Below are 16,994 nucleotides of genomic sequence, written 5' to 3'. Positions count from 1 at the left end.
TGAGGCCGCCGGCCGGCCCGGTTCGTCCGGTCGTGCGTTGTCAGGACAATCGCGGGCGCACAGCGGGCAGCACACCCGCACCGCCGCGCACTAACGTCGCTGGACGAGGCGCCCCGCCGCTGCGGGCACGCCTGACGAGACGTCAACTTCTTTTACTCACAAGGGAAGAGAACGAACGATGGTCGACTTCGCCAACGTCCACGCCGCCCCGAGCCCCGATCTGCTCACCCCTGACAACGCGATGATGCTGTTCGTCGACCACCAGCCGCAGATGTTCTTCGGCACCGGCAGCGGCGACCGCACCGCGATCATCAACGCCACCGTCGGCCTGGCGAAGGCCGCGAAGATCTTCGGCGTGCCGACGGTGCTGTCCACCGTCGCCGCCGAGTCCTTCTCCGGCCCGCTCCTCCCGCAGCTGAAGGCCGTCTTCCCCGGCCAGGAGGTCATCGACCGCACCAGCATGAACGCCTGGGAGGACGAGGCCCTGGTCGAGGCGGTCAAGGCGACCGGCCGCAAGAAGATCATCCTCTCCGGCCTGTGGACCGAGGTCTGCCTCGTCCTGCCGGCCCTCTCCGCGCTGGACCAGGGCTACGAGGTCTACGTCGTCGCGGACGCCTCCGGCGGGGTCAGCCCGCTGGCCCACGAGCACGCCCTGCAGCGGATGACCGCCGCCGGTGCCGTGCCCGTCACCTGGATCCAGGTCCTGCTGGAGCTCCAGCGGGACTGGGCCCGCGCCGAGACCTACGTCCCGGTGACCGAGCTGGTCAAGGAGCACGGCGGCGCCTACGGCCTGGGCCTGGTCTACGCCCACTCCATGATCGACCCGCACGCCGCCGGCTGACGGGCCGCACACAACCGACGGAGTCCGACATGAACACCGGCCTTCTCCTGCTGCGCCTGGTCTCCGGTCTGCTGATCGCGGGCCACGGCGTCCAGAAGATCAGCTTCCACCTCGGTGGCGGCGGCCTGGAGGGCGGCAGCGCCGAGTTCCGGGGCGACGGCTTCCGCGGCGGCAAGCTCACCGCGCTGGCCGCCGGCGGCACCCAGATCGGCGCCGGACTGATGCTGGCCGCCGGACTGCTCACCCCGCTGGCCGGCGCCGGCCTCATGGGCGTGATGACGGTCGCCCTGACGGTCAAGTGGCCCCACGGGCTGTGGGTGCAGCACGACGGGTACGAGTTCCCGTTCGTCCTGATCGTCATGGGCGCGGCGCTGACCGCCACCGGCCCCGGCCAGTGGTCGGTCGACGGCGCCCTCGGCTTGGCGCACTGGCCGCTGTGGTGGCTGCCCGCGGCCGTGGTCGCCGGGGTGGGCGGCGGCCTGGCCACTCGGCTCGCCCTGCACCGCGCCTGAGACGGCTGCGGCCGAACGGTCCCGGGCCCCTGGGCGGCGGAACCGCCCAGGGGCCCGGGACCACCGGAACGCGGGAACACCGCCGACGGGCTCATCGGGCTTGCGAACGATCGAAGCCGCAGCGCAGGCGGACGGCGGCCCTGCCGGCGGTCGCCCGAGGAAACGAAGCACCTGGAGCGAGGAGAGAACCTGATGGCGGCGGCAACGAGAGAGGGCGAGCGGGTGCGCGAGCCGGATCCGACGGTGAGCGGGATCGGCACACCCACGGGCACGGATCCGGTGGCCGGCGGCGGAGCCGAGCCGGCCCTGCACGCGATGACACGGATCACCCTGCGGCCCATCGCTTCGCCGATGCCCCTGGGCTTCTTCACGGTGGCCATCTCGTCCGTCGTGACCAGCAGCCTGCAGCTCGGCCTGATCGACGGTGCGCACCGGCAGGCCGTGGCGCTCACGGTCTTCTCCGCCTTCGTGCTCCAACTGCTGGTCAGCGTCCTGGCGTTCGGCGCCCGTGACGTCATCGCGGCGACGCTGATGGGCGGATTCGCCGGCGCCTGGCTGGCCAACGGCCTGGTCACGGCGACGGGCGCCCAGGGCGGGGCGCAGGTACTCGGTGTGATGAACCTGGCGTTCACGGTCTTCGCCGCGCTGATGGCCTCGGTGGCCAAGCCGAAGAAGGTGCTGTGGCTGCTCCTGCTGATCGCCGTACCGCGCTACTTCGTCGCCGGCGTCCACGGCCTCTCGGGCGCGGCCTGGCTGGGCCACACCGCCGGGGCACTCGGCATGCTCCTCGCGGCGGTCGCGATGTACGCCGCCCACGCCCTGATGCTGGAGGAGCTCCGGGGCAGGGAGGCCCTCTGGATCGGACGCAGCGGTCCGGTGCGGGACGCCATGCACGCGGGACTGGCCGGCCAGCTGAACCGGCTGGAACAGCAGGCGGGTGTGCGCCGGACCCTGTAGTCGGTGAGCCGTGCAGTCGGTGGACCGTGCAGTCGGTGGACGTCCGCCCCCGGATCCGACGGCCGGACGTCCACGGCCTGCGGAGTCCGCGCCCCGAACCGCTGGACGGCGCGAGCAGGGGCCGGGCCCGCCGACGAACGGACCCGGCCCGCGGTCACGCCCCGGTCCCGGGGGTGACGACCAGGTGCTCGGCGAGGAACCAGACCTGCGTCTCGCCGGTGCGGACGATCTGGGACACCAGGAGGTCCTGGGTCCCGTCGTCGCCGAGCCCCGCCGTACGGGTGGCGGCGTCGCGGACGTCGGCGAGGATGGTCTCGTGGGCGTCGAGCAGGCGCGAGAGCATCGAGTGCGCGTCCTCCACGCCGTCCGGTGGGCGCGGCACCCCGGTGATCAGCGCGGCGTGCCGGGGGTCGCCCACGGCGACGCCGCCGAGCGTCTGCACCCGCTCGGCAAGCGCGTCGACCAACTCCAGCTGCTCCTGGGCGTGCTTATCGAAGAGCAGGTGCAGCTGGTAGGCGGTCGGCCCGCGCATGCCCCAGTGGCACTTCTTGTACAGCGAGTACAGGAACTGGGTGTCCGCGAGGACGCGGTTGAGCCGCTGGCACGAGTACTGCCGGACGTCGTGGGAGAGCGCGATCGGCAACTGGGTGACGGTGCCGAACTCTTGGATCTCCGGGGCGTGTTGGTGGAGGTGCGGCTGGCTGGACATGGTACTCCTGGGGATGGCCGGGCTGTTCGGGGACCAGGCTAGGAACGCGCGGGCCCACGGCCTGTTCCGACGGCGCACCGCCTGCGGTCCTTCCGCGCACCCGCACGGGAGGCGGGCCCGTCCGGCTCGCCGGGCGCACCCGGAGCACTCTCGGGCGACACCGGGTGCTCTCCGGGGCAACAAGCCGGCGGCGGCCGCCCCTAGCGTGAGCCGCATCGCAGCCACTCGCTGACCGAGAGACAGGAAAACCCATGCCGTTCATCACCGTTGGCCAGGAGAACTCCACCTCCATCGACCTCTACTACGAGGACCACGGCACCGGGCAGCCGGTCGTGCTGATCCACGGATTCCCGCTGAGCGGGCACTCCTGGGAGCGGCAGAGCGCCGCGCTGCTCGACGCCGGCTACCGGGTGATCACCTACGACCGCCGCGGCTTCGGCCAGTCCTCGCAGCCGACCACCGGCTACGACTACGACACCTTCGCCGCGGACCTCAACACCGTGCTGGAGACCCTCGACCTCCGGGACGCCGTGCTGGTCGGCTTCTCGATGGGCACCGGTGAGGTCGCCCGGTACGTCTCCCGGTTCGGCTCCGCCCGGATCGCCAAGGTCGCCTTCCTGGCCTCCCTGGAGCCGTTCCTGCTGAAGACCGAGGACAACCCGGACGGGGTCGCCCCGAAGGACTTCTTCGACGGCATCGTCGCCGCCGTGAAGGCCGACCGGTACGCCTACTACACCGCCTTCTACCAGGACTTCTACAACCTGGACGAGAACCTCGGCAGCCGGATCAGCGAGGAGGCCGTCCGAAACAGCTGGGACGTCGCCGCCAGCGGCGGCTCCTTCGCCGCCTCGGCCGCCCCGACCACCTGGTACACGGACTTCCGCGCCGACATCCCGCGCATCGACGTCCCCGCCCTCATCCTGCACGGCACCGGCGACCGCGTCCTGCCCGTGGAGAACACCGCCCGGCCGTTCCACAGGGCGCTGCCCTCCGCCGAGTACGTGGAGATCGAGGGTGCGCCGCACGGCCTGCTGTGGACCCACGCCGAGGAAGTGAACACCGCGCTGCTCGCCTTCCTCGCGAAGTGACCCGGACGGCCGCGCTCCCCGGACCGCGGCCGTCCGTCCCGTCGCCGGTGCCGCCGTCGCCGTCCGCGCCCTGGGGCGGCGACGGCGGCACCGGCCACACACCCGCGCCCCGCGCCCGTTCCCCCCGGGCGCCGGGCGCGCACCACGACCAGGAGGTCCCCGTGAAGCTTCGATTCGCCCGACGCGTGGTCCCGTTGGCGGCAGCGGTCGCCGCACTGGCAGCGGTCCCCACCGCCTCGGCCACCCAGAGCAGTCCGGCTCAGCCGTCGGGCGCGCACCGGCACTTCGCCGTCGGCCCGCAGTACGACACCACCCACGTGTACGTGTCGCCGGGCACCGAGCAGGCCTTCGTGACCAGTTGGACGGCCACCTTCGGCGGAACCACGATCGGCCCGGTCTCCACCCAGGTGACCCCGACTCCCAGCCGGACGCTGTCCGAGCTGATCGTGTCGCCGGTCGGCACGCTGTCGGTGTTCGACTACACCACGCCCGTCCCGTACCCGTTCGGCACGGAGCGCACCGGCTGGCTGGTGACCGACCTCGACCAGGCGGTCCGGGCCGCCCGCGCCGACGGCGCGGCCGTCACCGTGGCGCCGTTCGCCGACCCGATCGGCCGGGACGCCGTCGTCCAGTTCCCCGGCGGTGTCAACACCCAGCTCTACGTCCACACGACCGCTCCGTCCTACCCCGCCCCGGCGAGCGTGCCGGAGAACCGGCTCTACCTGTCGCCGGACTCCGTCGGCGCCTTCCTGGACAGCTACCTCGCCTTCACCCGGGGCCGCGTCGTCTCCGACGACCGGCGGGCCGACGGCGCCGCCATCGGGCTGCCGGGGACGGCATACCGGCTGGTCCGGCTCACCTCCGGCTTCGGCACCACCACCGTCGCGGTGACGGACGGCCACCTGCCCCACCCCTTCGGTCTGGAGACCACCGGCTACGGCGTGCCGGACCTCGGCGCGACCCTGGACCGGGCCAGGGCGGCCGGCGCCACGGTGCTGTCGGGGCCGGTGCGCGCGGGCGGCCGGGAGAGCGCGATGGTCCGGTTCCCGGGCGGCTACGTCGCGGAGATCCACGCCGACCGGTGACCGGCCCTCAGCCGCCCCCGCGCCCCCTGCGCCGCACCGCCCGTCCTGTCAGGACGGGCGGTGATGACACCGGCTGGGGGATCAGGAAGCGGTACCGCGGCCCTCGGTCCGGGTGGCGTAGGCCTGCCACTCGCGGGGAGAGACGCCGAAGGCGTCGCGGAACGCCCGGCTGAAGTGCGAGTGGCTGACGAAGCCCCAGCGGTGCGCGACGGCGGACACACTGGTCTGCCGACGGGACGGGCGTTCCAGCTCCCGGCGACAGGCGTCCAGCCGACGCCTCCGCACCCACTGGCCCACGGTCATCCCGTCCTGCTGGAAGAGCTTGTGGAGGTAGCGCACCGAGATGTGCTGCGAGCGGGCGATCGACTCGGGCGAGAGGCCCGGGTCGGCGAGGTTCTCCTCGATGTGGGACCGGATCCGGGACAACAACTCGGCCGTGCCGGTCGGATGTTCCGGATTCTCCCGGTCGAGCAGCTCGTCCACCAGGACGGCGACGATGTCGGAGGCGCTGCGCGCGAGGTGGTTCCCCGGCCTGGCCCGGTGGGCCCGTGCCTGGGCGGCCAGGGTGCGGAGGAACTGGGACGCGAGCGAGCCGGTCCCCTCGTTCCCCCGCGCCATGAGCCCGCCCGCGCGCCGGACGTCGCTCTGCCGCACGCCCAGGTAGAAGCAGGGGACGCGGAAGCGGACCATCCGGCACTCGGAGCCCCGCATCAGGCCCGCCGGGTGCGGGCTGGCGCTGATCAGCAGGTCCCCCGGGGCCAGCACGGTGCTCGCACCGCCGCGTCGGACGGAGGCCGCACCGTGGAGGTGCAGGGCGACGTAGAGGCAGTCCTCGGGATCGGTCCCGGGCGGCGGGGAGAGGATGTCGACGCAGGTGTCGCCGCCGTCGCGGGAGGCCGGGTCGAGCTGGTGGACTTCGGCTTCGGGCGCGGGCGTTTCGGGCGTGGGCGAGGGACCCGACTGGTTCACGGGAGACTCCGACCGGTTGGGAGTGGTGCTGTGCGGATGCCGGCGAGGGTGGCGCCGCAGCACGGCCGCGCGGCGGCGCCACCGGCAACGGGGCGTTCAGGAGGGGAAGTCCTTCCGGCGCCATTCATACAAGGAGCGGAACGGCTGGACAAACATTCAACAAACCGAGGTTCCGGCGGCGCCGCCCGCCCCGGGCGGCGCTCACCGGTAGTGGCACCCACCCCTCGGAGAGGGCCCCGCAGGAAGACTTCCTGCAAGGTCAAAGGCCTTGCAGAGCAAGGGAGTTCGTAAGGCTGACACCGAGGCGGCGACAACCTGCGGGGCCACCCGACCGCACCGCTTCCCGACCGCGGGCACAGCCGGGGCGGGCCCGTTTCCCGGCCGGCCCGGCGGCCGGGAAGGTGCACGGACCGTCACGTCGCCGTGCACCACCGGAACATCCCCGCCGTCACCTCCCCAGTCTGGACGGTGGATCCGCCGCCACCGGTCCACGGCAGCTCCGGGTTCCGCGGCGGGACGACCGCGCCGCCCGCTCGGCCCCGCCCCACTCCGCGCCCACCGGCACGCCGAACTGCCCGGCCGCACCGGCCGCACCGGCCGAGGACCCTGGCCGCCGCCACCTGCGCTGCAGCAGCCGACCACCCACCGCGTACCCTCTGGAAGCCGGGAACAGTGACACGGCCGGACCCCGACTCCGGCCGACGTGGGCGGACGGGGAAGAAGCTCGAATGGCAGGGTCAGGCGGTCCGCTGTCCCATCGTGGCCTGCGCGGCCGGGAGGCCGAACTCGCACGGCTCCAGGCGCTGATCGCCTCGGTGGCCGGAACCGGGAGTGGCGGACTGGCCCTGATCCAGGGGGAGCCGGGCATCGGCAAGACCACCCTGCTCGCCGAGGCCGCCGACCGGGCCGCCGCGGCTGGGTTCTCGGTGGGCCTGGGCAAGGCCGATGAGCTGCACCACATCGTGCCGCTCTCGTCGTTGGCCGCCAGCGTCCTGCACGGCGACCGGCCGCTGCTGTCCTGCAACGACCTCGCCGATCTCGCCCGCAACCACGACCAGCGGATCTGGCTGGTGGAGCGTTTGGCGGAGGCGATCGAAGCCAGGGCCGCCGACGCGCCGGTGCTGATCGGCCTGGACGACGTGCAGTGGGCCGACGCGCTGAGCCGGTTCGCCCTGCAGCAGTTGCCGACCCGCCTGCGGACCTCGCCGGTCCTCTGGATGCTGACCGGGCGCCGGGAGCCCGCCGGCCCGGCCGAGGAGATCGTGGCGGCCGCCAGCGGCCTTCCGACGGTCACGGTGTCGCTGGGCCCCCTGTCCGGAGCGGCCATCGGTCAACTGGCCGACGACACGCTCGGTCCGGCGGTCGACGGATGGGTGCGGGACCTGCTCGACGGCGCCGGGGGGAACCCGTTCCTGGCGGTCGAGATGCTGTCCGGACTGCGGACCGCCGACGCCTCCGAGGACGTCATGCCCTCCCGGCTCGTGGTGGGCGTGCGCGGCAGGCTCCGGTCCCTGCAGCCCGGCACGCTGCGCTTCCTCCAGATGGGCGCGGTGCTGGGCCGCCGGTTCGGCTTCGAGGACGCCGCCGCGCTCTGCGACCGCCCGGCTTCCACGCTGCTCCCCGCGCTCGAAGAGGCGGTGTGCGCCGGGCTCCTGAACGACGACGGCGACCACCTGGTCTTCCGGCACGATCTGCTGCGCCAGGCGGTCTACGCCGACATCCCGCCGTCGGCCCGGAAGGCCCTGCACCGCGAGGCCGCCCGCCGCCTGGTCAGCGTCGGCCGGAAGCCGATCGACGCGGTGCCGCACATCCTCCGGGGCGCCGTGCCCGGGGACGAGGAGGCCGTGGCGCTGCTGCGGCGAGCGGCCGACGACCTGCTGGCGGTCACCCCCGGCCCGGCAGCCGACCTGATGCTGCGGGCCCTCGAACTGTCGCCGGCATCCGGCAGGTTGAGGTTCGAGGTGGGCGAGCAGACGATCCTCTGCCTGACCCGGGCCGGCCGCAACCGCGAGGCGCTGGAGACCGGCGACCGGCTGTTGGCCGACCGCCCGCCGCTGGAGGTCTTCGGCCGGCTCCAGTCCGCCCTGGGCGGCGCATTGTGGACCATGGATCTCGCCGAGGAACTGCGCCGCCGGACCGAGGCCGCGCTCGCCGCCGGCGGCTCCGCCCCGGAGATCTGCGCCCGGCTGGCCGCCCTGCGCGCCCTGGCCCTGTCCCGGGGAGGTGACCTGGCCTCGGCGCGGGAGGCTGGCGAGGCCGCGCTGCGGACCGCCACCGCGATCGGTGACCGGGAGGCCCACGTGCTGGCCCTGTCCGGGCTGGGCGAGACCGCGCTGAACGCGGGGGAGAACGCGGTCGCGCTGCGGCGCTTCGCCGCGCTCAGCACCATCGACTCCGCCTTCCTCCCCGAGGAGGTCGTCGCGCACGTGCACGTGGACGACTTCACCTCGGGTGGGCGCCTGCTCCTCCGGGCGGCTGACCGGGGCGGTGCGGTGCGTCAGGCCATGCTGCAGTGGGCCCAGGGTCAGCACGACCTCGGGCTCGGCCGGCTCGACGACGCCGAGGCCGACTTCGTGACCATGGAACGCCTGGAGGACGAGGTGCGGGTGCCCGTCCAGCAGGTGAACGGCCGGGTGATCCGCTCCCGGATCGCCCTGCTGCGCGGCGACCGGGAGGCGGCCCGGGAGCACCTGCTCGCCGCCCGGGAGGGACTGGCCGTCAAACCCAACCCGGGCAACACGGCCGCGGTGCGCTTCCTGGAGGCCGTCCACGCCGAGGCCGACGGGGACGTCGGACTCGCCGTCGACCGGATCCGCCAGGTGCAGCGGCAAGGGCCCTTCATGCGGTGGCGGCTGCTGCGCGACTGGGTCGACGCGGCGGTCCGGATGTCCCTGCGCGGCGGGGACCAGCGGCTCGCCGAGGACCTGGCCGCGCAGGCCGAGGCCCATGCCGGACGCAACCCGTCCGTGCCGACCGCCGCCGGCATCGCGGCGCAGGCCCGCGGGCTCGTACGGAACGACCCCGCCGTGCTCGAACACGCCGTGGAACTGCTCGGAGCGAGCCCCCGCCCGCTGACCCGGGCCGCCGCCCACGCCGATCTCGGCCTGGCCCTGCTGGCCGCTGGGCGGCGGAGCCCGGCGGTGGCCGCGCTGACGCACGCGCGGGACACGTTCGCCGAGTCGGGCGCCCACGCCGCGGCGGCGCAGGTCCAGCGCGCCGTGGTGGGTGCCGGAGGCGAAGGCCGCAGGGCGGCCACCGTACGGCGACCTGTCCAGGGCTGGGGCGCCCTCACCACCTCGGAGGAGAAGGTCGCCCGCCTCATCGCCCAGGGCCACACCAACCGGTCGGCCGCCGACGTGCTCGTGGTGTCCCCGCACACCGTCAACACCCATCTGACGTCCGTGTTCCGCAAGCTGTCGATAGGATCCCGGGTCCAACTCGCCAACCTGGTCGCCGCCCTTCCCGAGGCCCGGGAGGGCGGCGGGTGACCGATCGGCTCCGGAGCCACGTGCCCGGTGGTGCTGCGGACAGCAGGGGCGGCCCACCGGTGGGCGCGGGCGGGCCGCCTCGCGCTGATTCAGGACCTGCTGTGCAGGATGCCGCCGTTGGCCTCGATGAACCCGATGCAGTAGAGCACTGCGGCGATGGTGGTCACGTTGTGGCCCATGACGTTGACGCTCTGGCCGGACGGGTTGGCGCGCGCGTTGATGAACCGGCTGATGGCCCCCCACTGGTTCTCCACGTTGGCGGCCAGGCGATGGTCGGTCAGGCCGCTTGCGGCACGAGGGTAGGAGCCGCCGTGCCGCCCGGCTTGCCCGACGGCGCACCCCCGTGTGCCCGGGAGTGCACAGGCCGTCCCGGTCATCGCCCGGTGCCGTCGGGCAGCTCGTGCTCGGCCGCCCGACGGCCCGCCGGCGCTCGGCGCGCCCTTTGGTACGTTCACGCGATGCCCCGCCACGGCCGGACCCGCATGGTGGGGACCTCGCCCCGTCCCGCTCCGCCGTCCAGTCAGAGGACACCGGCATGCACAGCGCCACCCCCGCTTCACCGACCGTCGTCCTGGTGCACGGGGCGTTCACCGACGCCTCGTCCTGGTCGGCGGTCATCGGCCCGCTGCGCGCCGCCGGTTTGACGGTGCACGCCCCCTCGAACCCGTTGCGCGGCCTGGAGCACGACGCCGCGTGCGTCCGCGGCCTGGTGCGCGGGCTCGGCTCCCCCGTCGTCCTGGTCGGCCACGGCTACGGCGGCGCGGTGATCACCCAGGTGGCCGAGGACGCCGACCAGGTGGCGGCCCTGTGCTACGTCGCCGCGTTCGGCCTCGACGCCGGAGAGTGCGTGCTGGACATCACCGACCGCTTCGCCCCCTCCCCGCTGGCCGACGCCACCGCCACCACGGCCCTCTCCTCCGGCCCCGACGTCGAGGTGTACATCCGCGCGGAGCGGTTCCGGCAGCTGTACGCCGACGACCTGTCGCCCGCGGCCGGACAGGCGCTGGCCGCGGCACAACGCCCCGTGGCCCGCGGCGCGCTGACCGACAGATCGGGCTCGCCGGCCTGGGCGGACAAGCCGTCCTGGTACGCCATCGCGACCGCCGACCGGATGCTCAACCCCGCCGCCCAGCGCTTCATGGCCCAACGCATGGCGGCCACCGAGTACGTGCTGGACGCCTCGCACGCCGTCCCGCTGTCGCGGCCGGAAGCCGTGGTGGCGATGATCCGGGAGGCCACCGGGCACGCCCTGGGTACTCCGGGGGGTGTTTAATGTGCGTTCGAACGGAAGAGTCCAACAGGACCCGACCTCCAGACACCCGGCAAAGGCACCTGCATGATCTCACCGGCCAGATCGTCGGCTCGGCGGATCGCCGCCCTCCTGACCGGGCTCCTCCTGCTGGTGCCGGCCGCCACCGGGTGCGGCCACCGCACCGGTTCCGGGCGGGCCGAGGGCGAAGTCACCGCCATCACCGCGCTCGACTACTACACCGACCGGGCCGAACACACCCAGTGGGGCGACCTGCTCACCGCGTGCGGCCGGACGGTCGGGGTACGGGTGGAGCAGACGAGCGTCCCGGGGGCCTCCCTGATCCCCAAGGTCCTGCAGCAGGCGTCCTCGCGGACCCTCCCCGATCTGCTGATGCTCGACAACCCCGACCTGCAGCAGATCGCCCGGACCGGCGCCCTGACCCCGCTGGACGGCTACGGCATCGACGCCGACGGCTTCGCCCCGGGCATCGTGTCGGCGGGCACCTACCAGGGCAGGCTGTACGGGCTGGCCCCCAACGTCAGCACCGTCGCCCTGGTCTACAACAAGGACATGCTCGCCGAGGCCGGCGTCGCCGTCCCGAGGACCTGGGACGAACTGAAGGCGGCCTCGGCCGCGTTGACCCGCCCCGGGCGCTACGGCATGGCGGTCGACGCGACCGCCACCTTCGAGGGCACCTGGCAGTTCCTGCCCTTCCTCTGGTCCAACGGCGGGGACGAACGGCAGTTGGACACCCCCCGGGCCGCGGAGGCGCTCCGGCTCTGGGTCGACCTGGTGAACAGCGGCTCCATGTCGAAGTCGGTGCTGAACTGGACCCAGGCCGATGTCCACGACCAGTTCGTCGCCGGGCGGACGGCCATGATGATCAACGGCCCCTGGCGCATCCCGGCCCTGGAGCAGGACGCGAACCTGTACTGGGGAGTGGCGCCGGTGCCCGTGCCCCGGCTGGGACAGACCCCCGTCACCCCGCTCGGCGGCGAGGTGTGGACCGTCCCGCAGAGCCCTTCCGAAGCCCGGCGGCAGAAGGCCGCCCAGGTCCTCGCCTGCCTGAACTCCCCCGCGAACATGCTCACCCTGGCCCGGGAGCACCGCACCGTGCCCTCCCGCACCGCGGTGGCCGCCCAGCAGGCCGAGGAGAACCCGTCGACGGCCGCCTTCGCCCGGAGCGTGACGGTGGCGCGCGCCCGTACCGCCGAGCTCGGCGTCGAGTGGCCGGCAGCGGCGACGGGGATCTACACCGCGATCCAGTCCGCGCTGACGGGTGAGCAGACGCCGGAGGAAGCCCTCAGCCATGCGCAGCAGACCGCCACAGGCCACTGACCCGTCGCCGGTCCGGCAGTGGGAGCGATGGGCCCGGTGGCTGTTCGTCGCGCCCGCCGCGGCGTACCTGCTGCTGTTCTTCGGCTACCCGGTCGTCGACAACGTCGTGACGAGCTTCCGGCAGTACACCGTCACGTCCTTCTACACCGGTGACGCCCCGTTCGTGGGCCTGCGGAACTACGCGGCGGTCCTCTCGTCCTCCGCCTTCCCCCGGACCCTGCTGACCACGGCCGTGTTCACGTTCGGCTCGGTCCTGGGGCAGTTCGTCCTCGGCCTGGCCTTCGCCCTGTTCTTCCGACGCCGGTTCCCGCTCAGCGGCGTGCTGCGGTCACTCCTGCTGGTGCCGTGGCTGCTGCCACTGGTCGCCACCGGGACCACCTGGAGGTGGATGCTCGACCCCGACACCGGCGTCGTCAACACGGTGCTGCGCGGCCTCCACCTCACGTCGTCCGGCGTTCCCTGGCTCACCGGCACGTCCCAGGCTCTGCTGTCGGTGGTCCTGGTCAACGTCTGGGTCGGCGTTCCGTTCAACACCGCGGTCCTGTACGGCGGTCTGCAGGACATCCCCCCGCAGCTGTACGAGGCGGCGGAGCTGGACGGCGCCGGCCCGCTGGCCTCGTTCCGCCACATCACCTGGCCGCTGCTGCGGCCGGCGGTGCGCGTGGTGCTCGTGCTGGGGGCCGTCTACACCGTCAAGGTGCTGGACGTCATCCTGGTGGTCACGGGCGGCGGACCGGCCGGCGCGACCGAGACCATGGCCACCCAGTCCTACGAACTGTCCTTCCGACAGTTCGACTTCGGGCGCGGCGCCGCGATGGGCAATCTGCTCATCGTCCTGTCGCTGGTGTTCGCCGTCCTCCACCTGCGCGTCGACCGACGCGGCCGGACCGTCTGACCGTCCGTCTTTCCGCCCACGTTGTGCCCGCCCACCCGTGTACCCGCCGTCTGAGAGGCGATCCCGTGAAACGCCCGCCCGGCCGCGGTGGCCGGCTGTCCACCCTCGTCGGAATCGTCCTGCTCGCGCTGATGCTCTTCCCCGTCTACTGGATGGTGAACGCCTCCCTCCAGCCGGCCGGCAACACCCTGCGCGGAGAGTGGTTCCCGTTCCACCCGGACCTCAGCGGATACGCCACCGCCCTGCGCGACCAGGGGTGCAACCTCGTCACCAGCCTCGTGGTGGCCCTCGGCAGCGCGCTGCTCAGCCTGGCACTCGCCGCACCGGCGGCCCACGCGCTGGCCCGGTTCCACCTGCGCGGCACGAAGGTCGTGCTCCTCGGCATCCTGGCCACCCAGACCGTGCCGAGCATCGTGGTGGCCAACGCGCTCTACGGCGCCTACAACGACCTGGGGCTGCTCGACTCCCACCTCGGGCTGGTCCTCGCCGACTCCACCGCCGGCGTCCCCTTCGCGATCCTCATCCTGCACTCGTCCGTGCGGGGCATCCCCGAGGAGATCATCGAGGCCGCGCGGGTGGACGGCGCGGGCCGACTGCGCGTCCTCCGTTCCGTGGTGCTCCCGCTGAGCCGGAACGCATTGATCACGGCCGGCGTCTTCACCTTCCTCTTCGCCTGGAGCGACTTCCTCTTCGCCCTCACCCTGACCACCACGGACACCGTCCGGCCGGTCACCCTGGGCGTCTACCGGTACCTGGGCGCCTACACCACCCAGTGGAACGCCGTGATGGCCGCCGCCGTCCTGACGTCCGTGCCCGCCGCCGTCCTGCTCGTCGTCGCCCAGCGCCACGTCACCACCGCCGCCGCCGGTGCGGCCGTCAAGTGAGGGGTCACCTTCGATCTAGTAGGTTCACGCGATGTCCCGCCCCGGGCCCGTTGGCATGGTGGTTCGAAGGCACAGCGGTGGACGGGACCACCGCCGGCCGACCGACCCGAGAGGAACCCGGTGCGCGCATCTCTCTCCACCGCACGACTCTCCGCCTCCGACCGGGCGGAGAGCTGGCACGAGGCGGTGTCCCACGCCTTCGTACCGATGGCCGTGGACCTCCTGGAGGAGGTGCCGTCGCCCGGGGCGATCATCGGCCACCAGCTCGGCTCCGTGCGGATATCAAGGGTCCAGGCAGGGCCGCAGGTGGTGACGCGCAGCCGACGCATGATCGCCGCCGGCGGCCCCCCGTCGCTGATCCTCAGCCTGCAGGAACGCGGCACCGCGCTCAAGGAGCAGGACGGCAGGGAGTCGGTCATCCGGCCGGGCGAGTTCTCCATCACCGACACCTCCCGGGTCTTCCGGAAGAAGATCGAGGAGGGGTTCGTCTTCACGTCCTTCCACTTCCCCCGCGCGGAGTTGGACGTCTCGGAGCGGGACCTGCGGGCGCTGACCGCGACCTCGTTCAGCGGGACCGAGGGCAGCGCCGCACTGGTGGCGACCTACCTCTCGCGGATGGCGCGCGAGGCGGAGGTCCTGGACGAGGCCGTCGGCCGTCGCGCCGCAGCCACCGCGCTCGATCTGCTGGCGCTGCTGGTCGACGACCGGTCCGGACACTCCCGGCCGCAGGCCTCGCGGAGCGCGGCCTCGCTGGAGCGGGTCAAGGAGCACATCCTGCGCAACCTCCGCGATCCGGACCTGTCGCCCTCGACGATCGCGGAGGCGAACTTCATGTCCGTCCGCTTCCTCCACAAGCTCTTCCAGCTGGAGGGCACCACGGTCGGCGGGTGGATCCGGACCCAGCGGCTGGATCGGTGCAGCCGGGACCTCCTCCGCCCGGTCGCCTCGGAACTCGGGGTGGCGGGCATCGCCCGCCGCTGGGGCTTCGCCAACTCCAGCCACTTCAGCCGAGCCTTCCGTGCGGCCTACGGCATGACACCGAGGGACTGGCAGGTCGGCGGTAGTCCGGCGCGGTGACCCCCCGCCGCCCCGCGACACCTCCGGGACGCAGTAGCAGGAGGCCGCCTGGGTGAAGGTGGCGATGCCGAGGAGCCGCCGACCGCACCGGTGAGGGCGGCCGACGGGCGGCCGGCCCGAGGGGACGTACCGCCGTTCGGGCGGCGACGGCGCCCCCGGTCACGTTCGGCCATCCTCCGTGCGGGTGAGTGAGGCTCATCACTGGTTCGCGCCATCGGTTCTCGGACTGGGTAGGAGTACGTTCCTTCGACCAACGGTCGGGGATCCTCCCCCGACCGCGCACCCCCCGGTCAGCAGATGCTTCCGACGGGAGAGACACCAGACATGTCTGCACTTGTCCCGACCCAGTCCCCACCCCAGTCCGTCGGCGTGGTCGCCGAGTCGTCCGGCGGGGAGACCCGCGTCGCGGCGACACCGGCGACCGTGCGGCAGTTGCTCGGCCTCGGCTACGACGTCGTCGTCGAGCCGGAGGCCGGTGCCGCCTCCGGCTTCACCGACGCCGCCTACGCCGAGGCCGGAGCGCGCATCGGCGACGCCTGGGCGGCGGAGCTGGTCCTGAAGGTCAACGCCCCGACGGACGACGAGGTCGCCCGGCTGCGCGAGGGCGCCGCCCTGGTCGGCCTGCTCGCCCCCGCACAGCACCCCGAGCTGCTCAAGGCGCTCTCCGCCCGCGGCGTCACCGCGCTGGCGCTGGACGCCGTCCCGCGGATCTCCCGCGCGCAGTCGATGGACGTGCTCAGCTCGATGGCCAACATCGCCGGGTACCGGGCGGTCATCGAGGCGGCCCACGTGTTCGGGCGCTTCTTCACCGGCCAGGTCACCGCCGCGGGCAAGGTCCCGCCGGCGAAGGTCCTCGTGGCGGGTGCCGGCGTGGCCGGCCTGGCCGCCATCGGTGCCGCGTCCAGCCTGGGCGCGATCGTCCGAGCGACCGACCCGCGTCCCGAAGTGGCCGACCAGGTGAAGTCGTTGGGCGGTGAGTACCTGGCCGTGGAGGTCGCCCAGGAGGCGAGCACCGACGGGTACGCCAAGGCGACCTCCGCCGAGTACGACCGCGCCGCCGCGGCGCTGTACCACGAGCAGGCGCAGGACGTGGACATCATCGTCACGACCGCGCTGATCCCCGGCCGCCCGGCCCCGCGGCTGGTCACGGCCGGGGACGTGGCGGCGATGCGGCCCGGCAGCGTCATCGTCGACATGGCCGCCGCGCAGGGCGGGAACGTCGAGGGCACCGTGGCGGGCCGGGCGGTGGTCACCGACAACGGCGTCACCATCATCGGGTACACCGACCTGGCGGCCCGGCTGCCCGCACAGGCCTCGCAGTTGTTCGGCACCAACCTGGTCAACCTGTTGAAGCTGCTGACGCCCGAGCGGGACGGCCGGTTGGCCCTCGACTTCGACGACGTGATCCAGCGGGCCGTGACGGTCGTCCGCGACGGCGAGATCACCTGGCCGCCGCCGCCGGTGGCGGTGTCGGCCGCTCCGGCCGCGCAGCCCGCCGCACCGGCGTCCGGCGCCGTGGAACCGGGACGGCCCCGCCTCGGGCCCGCGGCGCGCTTCGGCCTGATCGGCGCGGGAATGCTCGCGGCCTTCCTGGTGACCGCCTTCGCTCCGGCCCAACTCGCCCAGAACCTCACGGTGTTCGCGCTCGCCGTGGTCATCGGGTACTACGTCATCGGCAAGGTGCACCACGCCCTGCACACCCCGCTGATGTCGGTGACCAACGCGATCTCCGGGATCGTGGTGATCGGGGCCCTGCTGCAGATCGGCCACGAGAACCGCGTCGTCACCGTGCTGTCCTTCATCGCCGTGATGTTGACCAGCGTGAACATCCTCGGCGGCTTCGCCGTCACCCGCCGCATGCTGTCGATGTTCTCGACCTCCCCCGAAAGGCGTTGAGCC

Annotated in this window: 15 protein-coding genes; 12 read left to right on the top strand and 3 right to left on the bottom strand. The window is 73.2% G+C overall.

What is annotated here, in order from left to right; translation table 11 throughout:
• The first annotated feature begins 178 nt into the window (after positions 1–178).
• The 3 genes from ACFV1W_RS16075 to ACFV1W_RS16065 all read left to right on the top strand — a co-directional run bounded on the left by ACFV1W_RS16075 (position 179) and on the right by ACFV1W_RS16065 (position 2,310).
• A complete protein-coding gene (locus tag ACFV1W_RS16075) occupies positions 179–841 on the top strand; it encodes a hydrolase (protein ID WP_380416956.1) in 663 nt (220 codons plus the stop codon).
• 29 nt (positions 842–870) lie between these two features.
• A complete protein-coding gene (locus tag ACFV1W_RS16070) occupies positions 871–1,353 on the top strand; it encodes a DoxX family protein (RefSeq protein WP_380416954.1) in 483 nt (160 codons plus the stop codon).
• 192 nt (positions 1,354–1,545) lie between these two features.
• Complete coding sequence (locus tag ACFV1W_RS16065) at positions 1,546–2,310, top strand: GPR1/FUN34/YaaH family transporter (RefSeq protein WP_380416952.1); 765 nt, start codon at positions 1,546–1,548, stop codon at positions 2,308–2,310.
• 154 nt (positions 2,311–2,464) lie between these two features.
• Here ACFV1W_RS16065 and ACFV1W_RS16060 read toward each other — a convergent pair whose 3' ends face one another.
• A complete protein-coding gene (locus ACFV1W_RS16060) occupies positions 2,465–3,019 on the bottom strand; it encodes a Dps family protein (protein WP_380416951.1) in 555 nt (184 codons plus the stop codon).
• A 251-nt stretch (positions 3,020–3,270) separates the two neighbouring features.
• Here ACFV1W_RS16060 and ACFV1W_RS16055 point away from each other — a divergent pair, with 251 nt between their 5' ends.
• Together ACFV1W_RS16055 and ACFV1W_RS16050 are read left to right on the top strand one after the other, a co-directional pair.
• Entirely contained in the window at positions 3,271–4,107 is an 837-nt protein-coding gene (locus tag ACFV1W_RS16055; RefSeq protein WP_380416949.1) for an alpha/beta fold hydrolase, read from the top strand.
• A gap of 161 nt (positions 4,108–4,268) precedes the next feature.
• On the top strand, positions 4,269–5,192 hold the full coding sequence (locus ACFV1W_RS16050; RefSeq protein ID WP_380416948.1) for a VOC family protein: 924 nt from the start codon (positions 4,269–4,271) through the stop codon (positions 5,190–5,192).
• An 81-nt stretch (positions 5,193–5,273) separates the two neighbouring features.
• Here the strand turns inward: ACFV1W_RS16050 and ACFV1W_RS16045 are convergent, their stop codons facing one another.
• Positions 5,274–6,161, bottom strand: a complete 888-nt coding sequence (locus tag ACFV1W_RS16045; RefSeq protein WP_380416945.1) for a helix-turn-helix domain-containing protein — start codon at positions 6,159–6,161, stop codon at positions 5,274–5,276.
• A gap of 728 nt (positions 6,162–6,889) precedes the next feature.
• Between ACFV1W_RS16045 and ACFV1W_RS16040 the strand changes: the two genes are divergently transcribed.
• On the top strand, positions 6,890–9,649 hold the full coding sequence (locus ACFV1W_RS16040; protein WP_380416943.1) for an AAA family ATPase: 2,760 nt from the start codon (positions 6,890–6,892) through the stop codon (positions 9,647–9,649).
• An 89-nt stretch (positions 9,650–9,738) separates the two neighbouring features.
• Here ACFV1W_RS16040 and ACFV1W_RS16035 read toward each other — a convergent pair whose 3' ends face one another.
• Positions 9,739–9,903, bottom strand: a complete 165-nt coding sequence (locus tag ACFV1W_RS16035; RefSeq protein ID WP_380416940.1) for a hypothetical protein — start codon at positions 9,901–9,903, stop codon at positions 9,739–9,741.
• A 281-nt stretch (positions 9,904–10,184) separates the two neighbouring features.
• Here ACFV1W_RS16035 and ACFV1W_RS16030 point away from each other — a divergent pair, with 281 nt between their 5' ends.
• The 6 genes from ACFV1W_RS16030 to ACFV1W_RS16005 all read left to right on the top strand — a co-directional run bounded on the left by ACFV1W_RS16030 (position 10,185) and on the right by ACFV1W_RS16005 (position 16,991).
• The gene (locus tag ACFV1W_RS16030) at positions 10,185–10,922 is read left to right on the top strand and encodes an alpha/beta fold hydrolase (RefSeq protein WP_380416937.1); all 738 of its coding nucleotides are present in this window, start codon (positions 10,185–10,187) and stop codon (positions 10,920–10,922) included.
• Positions 10,923–10,985: 63 nt separating this feature from the next.
• Positions 10,986–12,239 carry an ABC transporter substrate-binding protein gene (locus tag ACFV1W_RS16025; RefSeq protein WP_380416935.1) on the top strand — a complete coding sequence of 418 codons (1,254 nt, stop codon included), beginning with the start codon at positions 10,986–10,988 and terminating at the stop codon, positions 12,237–12,239.
• Entirely contained in the window at positions 12,211–13,134 is a 924-nt protein-coding gene (locus ACFV1W_RS16020) for a carbohydrate ABC transporter permease (RefSeq protein ID WP_380416932.1), read from the top strand. Before ACFV1W_RS16025 ends, ACFV1W_RS16020 begins: the two co-directional genes overlap by 29 nt.
• A 65-nt stretch (positions 13,135–13,199) precedes the next feature.
• Complete coding sequence (locus ACFV1W_RS16015) at positions 13,200–14,018, top strand: carbohydrate ABC transporter permease (protein ID WP_380416930.1); 819 nt, start codon at positions 13,200–13,202, stop codon at positions 14,016–14,018.
• Positions 14,019–14,138: 120 nt separating this feature from the next.
• Positions 14,139–15,095, top strand: coding sequence for a helix-turn-helix domain-containing protein (locus ACFV1W_RS16010; protein WP_380416927.1), 957 nt, complete (start codon positions 14,139–14,141; stop codon positions 15,093–15,095).
• Between the two features lie 324 nt (positions 15,096–15,419).
• Positions 15,420–16,991 (top strand): Re/Si-specific NAD(P)(+) transhydrogenase subunit alpha, encoded by a 1,572-nt coding sequence (locus tag ACFV1W_RS16005; protein ID WP_380416925.1) that lies wholly within the window; start codon positions 15,420–15,422, stop codon positions 16,989–16,991.
• The last annotated feature ends 3 nt before the right edge of the window (positions 16,992–16,994 follow it).

The sequence above is a fragment of the Kitasatospora sp. NPDC059648 genome, assembly GCF_042734825.1.
Lineage (GTDB): Bacteria > Actinomycetota > Actinomycetes > Streptomycetales > Streptomycetaceae > Kitasatospora.
The sequence above is the reverse complement of the archived record's forward strand: the minus strand, read 5'-3'. Positions and strand labels throughout refer to the sequence as shown.

What these genes read in the sequence shown, in the direction of transcription:
- ACFV1W_RS16060 (WP_380416951.1), bottom strand. Translation starts at nt 3,019, where the DNA reads ATGTCCAGCCAGCCGCACCTCCACCAACACGCCCCGGAGATCCAAGAG.
- ACFV1W_RS16030 (WP_380416937.1), top strand. Translation starts at nt 10,185, where the DNA reads ATGCACAGCGCCACCCCCGCTTCACCGACCGTCGTCCTGGTGCACGGG.
- ACFV1W_RS16075 (WP_380416956.1), top strand. Translation starts at nt 179, where the DNA reads ATGGTCGACTTCGCCAACGTCCACGCCGCCCCGAGCCCCGATCTGCTC.
- ACFV1W_RS16025 (WP_380416935.1), top strand. Translation starts at nt 10,986, where the DNA reads ATGATCTCACCGGCCAGATCGTCGGCTCGGCGGATCGCCGCCCTCCTG.
- ACFV1W_RS16005 (WP_380416925.1), top strand. Translation starts at nt 15,420, where the DNA reads ATGTCTGCACTTGTCCCGACCCAGTCCCCACCCCAGTCCGTCGGCGTG.
- ACFV1W_RS16055 (WP_380416949.1), top strand. Translation starts at nt 3,271, where the DNA reads ATGCCGTTCATCACCGTTGGCCAGGAGAACTCCACCTCCATCGACCTC.
- ACFV1W_RS16065 (WP_380416952.1), top strand. Translation starts at nt 1,546, where the DNA reads ATGGCGGCGGCAACGAGAGAGGGCGAGCGGGTGCGCGAGCCGGATCCG.
- ACFV1W_RS16070 (WP_380416954.1), top strand. Translation starts at nt 871, where the DNA reads ATGAACACCGGCCTTCTCCTGCTGCGCCTGGTCTCCGGTCTGCTGATC.
- ACFV1W_RS16020 (WP_380416932.1), top strand. Translation starts at nt 12,211, where the DNA reads ATGCGCAGCAGACCGCCACAGGCCACTGACCCGTCGCCGGTCCGGCAG.
- ACFV1W_RS16040 (WP_380416943.1), top strand. Translation starts at nt 6,890, where the DNA reads ATGGCAGGGTCAGGCGGTCCGCTGTCCCATCGTGGCCTGCGCGGCCGG.